Origin of the sequence: Pseudoalteromonas sp. SG41-5, from assembly GCF_014164495.1 — a bacterium.
Taxonomy (GTDB): Bacteria; Pseudomonadota; Gammaproteobacteria; order Enterobacterales; family Alteromonadaceae; genus Pseudoalteromonas; species Pseudoalteromonas rhizosphaerae.
In genome coordinates this window covers 1-4,246 of the sequence record NZ_JACJFH010000173.1, presented here as the reverse complement: position 1 = coordinate 4,246, position 4,246 = coordinate 1, and the positions used below count along the sequence as shown (strand labels likewise).

Sequence of the window (4,246 nt, the reverse complement as noted above, 5' to 3'; positions counted from 1 at the left end):
CAGTAATGCATTCTTAGGGGTGATGAATATAGTGACTAAAAGCCAAAATAATGAAATGTCGCTGGCTGTGGGTAATGTAGGTCAAACCAGCGCTGCATTCTCGGTTAGTCATCAAGTTAATCAGCAAACACATCTATTTGCTAATGGCGCGTATAACCAAAAAAGTGGTAAGCGTTATCCACAAGGGGTAAACGATCCACTGCAATCAGTTTACTTTGAAGCGGGTGTCGATATCAATAAACTGGCTGTGAGAGCGCGTTATAATCATGTTGAACTGAAAGAGTTTTTAAACCTTGGTGGTTATTCTGACAGTAATCAACATCGTAGTGAGAATACTTTCCTATCTGTAGGTTATGATTGGCTTGAAACTGATACACGTACTTTGGCTACAAAAATAGCGTATGCACATCATCAAATACAAAGTGCAGGATTAATCGCACCTGCAGCAACTTTACCTAACGCTAGTTATGATTTTTTTGTTGGTCCTGATTGGCATACAACGGATTTAACAGTCAGTGTAGAGGCCAGTCAGCAATTTAATAATGGTTGGTCAATCAACTCAGGCTTGCAATATAGCCGCGCAGAGCAACATAAAGCGGACTTACGTGTTAATTATTTTGATATTAACAGCGGTGAAATTATTGTTGAAGATCCGTTTTATCAAGGGGGGATTGTTACAATCAGTAATTATGCGCCATTTCAGAGTTTGCAATCGACTTTTGAAACCCGAAGTATTTATGGGCAAATCAAAGTGCCTTTTGCTGAGCAATTGACCTTATTTTTAGGGGCACGTTATGATGATGTTAAAGCGATAGACAGTAAATTATCGCCGCGCATTTCCGCAATCTACTCACCAACTCGCGCGCATACTTTTAAATTACAATACGGTGAATCGTTTCGCACTCCTGTGACGAATGAATTGTATTCAGATGATGATGTGACTAAGGGCAATCCAAACTTAAAGTCTGAATATGTTAAAACCACAGAGCTTGTTTGGCGCTACGAGGGACAAGATTGGCATATTAATTCGGTGCTTTTTTATAATCAACTTGTTGATTTTATTAATCTAGTGCCGAATTCAGCTGCCAATAATCAGTTTACCTTTGAAAACCAATTAGATGACATTAATCGTGGTGTTGAATTAGATAGCATGATCCACATTACTAGTGATTTATCAGTGGAAGCGACTTACAGCGAGTATTTTGATACGCCAATTAAGCCAACGTTTAAGCGCTTTGCTAGTGTGATTGCTAATTATCATCATCAGCAATGGGTGCTGAGCCTTAATAGTGTTTGGCGCGATGCCGTCAGTGGCCCGACAATGACAAGCGACTTTACTCAACCGGCTTACTTTTTGCTCGGCGGGGCTGTGAGTTGGCAATTTTCTGCACGCGGTGAAATTAGTTTTAAAGCCCATAATCTCTTAGATAAGCACTACCGTGTGTACGATCCAAGAGTTACAGATGGCACTGTTGCTGGTGTCGGCAGTGAATACTCGTTACACTATCAAATCAAATTTTAAGTTTTAGGGACGCTCAGGTGTGCCCTTTGGTTGATCATGCTGCGTTTTCCCCGAAAAATATTAATCGCTGTTGCCATTTTAATTAGTGTATTGTTGCTTAGTTTTTTATTTGGCCGACACTATGATTTAAGTCAAGCAAAGCAGCAAGCTGAACTCCAAGTGGGTCAATTGCGTAATTATCTTGATACCGAACTCTCTCGTTTTGCAACTATTCCTCATTTAGTTACTGATAACCAGTTACTCACTGCATTTCTCAGTGATACTGATCAGCCCGTGCAGCCTATTAATAATTACTTGGCTGATATCCAACAAGCCAGTGGTGCATCAGACGTCTATGTCCTTAATCGTGAAGGGGATGTTATTGCATCGAGCAATTGGCAACTTGATTACAGTTATATCGGTAATAACTTTGCATTTCGTCCGTATTTTTCTCAGGCATTGGCGGGTAACAAAATTGCCTATTTTGCTCTTGGTTTACGATCTAAAGAACGGGGTATTTATTTTTCTGAACCGATTTATCGCGATGGCCAAGTAATAGGTGTGGTCACCTTAAAAGTGAATGTATCTAAGTTTGAAACTGATCGACAATTACTGAATGCGTCCCACGCTAGCCATTTTTATTTAAGCTTAGACGATAATATTATTGCTATGTCCGATAGCCCCTCATGGCGACTCAATTCGTTGCATAGCCTCACAGCAGCAGACTATCAACACTTTACGACAAGCCGACGCTACCTAGAGTATGTACCAAAAGTTATCACTGCTGAGCACATTATTAGCCAAGGGATGCCCCTGTTATACGTTAATGATGCGAATAAACGCAGTAAATATATGCCTGCAAGTGCGCCGATTGAGCGACTTAATGCAAAAATAACTGTGCTTGTTGATATATCGTCGGTGAATATTAATCAACTAGGGCGATTGTTTTGGTTGAGTGTGATTTATGCTGGGGGGTTAATGCTTTTTTACAGTTTAATGGCACGTTTTGCCGGCTATAAAAAATTACTTTTTTCTCGTCATAGCCTTGAGCAAGAAGTTATAGAGCGCACCCATGCACTCGAAAAAGCACAAACAGCGCTGGTGCAAACAGCCAAATTGGCCACCATAGGTCAACTCAGCGCGGGTATTAATCATGAGATTAACCAACCCTTGAGTGCAATGAGTACGTATTTGGTTAGTGCTAAACGCTTGATTGCCAAAGGTGATATTGCAAAGGCAGCTGAAAATATTGTTATTGTGCAATCGTTGATCGAACGAGTACATAAAATTGTTGGACAATTAAAGCACTTTAGTAAACCGGCACAAACACAGTTAAGAGAGCAAAGCTTAAACCAGTTACTTAAAAATGCCATGGTGATCGCCTCCGCGCAATTAAAGCAGGATGATGTCAACGTTAACACCGCTGATATCGCTGACACTGTAAAAGTATGGGTTGATGGCATTAAATTTGAGCAAGTATTAGTGAATGTGATCACCAATGCCAGCCAAGCAATGGCTGACAGTACTGTGCGAGAGCTGAGTTTTGAGATAGAGCAGTTTGACGACCGCGTTAAGCTGTCTATTTTGGATACTGGGCCTGGTATCGAGTTACATGCGCTTGGGACTATTTTTGAGCCTTTTTATAGCACTAAATCGACTAATGGCCTTGGCTTAGGGCTATCTATTTCTAAGCAAATTATTAATTCATTTAATGGCTGTTTAAGTGCGCATAATCGCCCTGGCGGTGGTGCTCAATTCATTATTACCTTAGCAAGTACTAAAGGAGCGTTATGAATACGTTAGCAACTGATTGTAAACAGGTCATTGTTATTGATGACGAAGCGATGATCCGCGATTCACTTGACCAATTGCTGACACTCGAAGGCTATCAAGTACAGTGTTTTAGCGATCCAATGAGTGCTTTATCAAAACTTAATCGTCGTTTTAACGGGGTGGTGCTCAGTGATATTAATATGCCGAAAATGGATGGACTGGCTTTTTTAGAACAAGTTCAAGCATTTGATAGCGAATTACCGGTGATCTTTCTGACTGGATTTGCTGATGTATCAGTGGCTGTTAAAGCAATGCAATTAGGAGCTTACGACTTATTTGAAAAACCTCTCACTGAGCAGTTATTAGATTGCATTGCCAGAGCGTGCGATAAGCGTGCCTTGGTAATGGAAAACCGTGCTTTAAAATTAGCGGTAGAAAAAACGTCAGCCCCAGGTGTGCGGATCTTAGGGGAAACCGTGCAAATGCAGCAAATGATGCATTTGCTCAATGCGGTGATCGACACTCCCGCAGATGTAATGATTGAAGGTGAAACTGGCACCGGTAAAGAGTTAGTTGCACGCTTTTTACACGACCAAAGCAGCCGTTCAAACTGTAATTTTGTGGCAATTAACTGTGGTGCCATACCAGAGCAACTGATTGAAAGTGAACTATTTGGTGCGGCCAGTGGCGCGTTTACAGGGGCAACACACAGTCGCCAAGGTAAGTTTGAGTTTGCTCAAGGTGGTACGGTGTTTTTAGATGAGATAGAAAGCACACCGGCATCATTACAAGTAAAGTTACTTCGCGTTTTAGAAGAGCGAAAAGTGACCCCCGTCGGCGCTAATACCGCCGTTGACTTAGACATACGTATCGTTGCGGCAACCAAAGTTGATTTATTATCCTTGGTCGAAAAAGGGGACTTCAGAGCTGACTTATATTATCGACTCAATTTAGTGAGGGTAAGTATTCCGG

3 protein-coding genes are annotated in these 4,246 nt (G+C 41.3%); all 3 read left to right on the top strand.

The features are described 5' to 3' along the window. The coding region (locus tag H5232_RS22415) for a TonB-dependent receptor (protein ID WP_182831554.1) at positions 1–1,522 on the top strand (1,522 nt) is incomplete at its 5' end. Positions 1,523–1,558: 36 nt separating this feature from the next. Then, positions 1,559–3,295, top strand: a complete 1,737-nt coding sequence (locus H5232_RS22410; RefSeq protein WP_182718702.1) for a cache domain-containing protein — start codon at positions 1,559–1,561, stop codon at positions 3,293–3,295. Then, positions 3,292–4,246: sigma-54 dependent transcriptional regulator (locus H5232_RS22405; RefSeq protein ID WP_182831553.1), on the top strand; the 955-nt coding region annotated here is incomplete at its 3' end. The genes H5232_RS22410 and H5232_RS22405, both read left to right, overlap by 4 nt.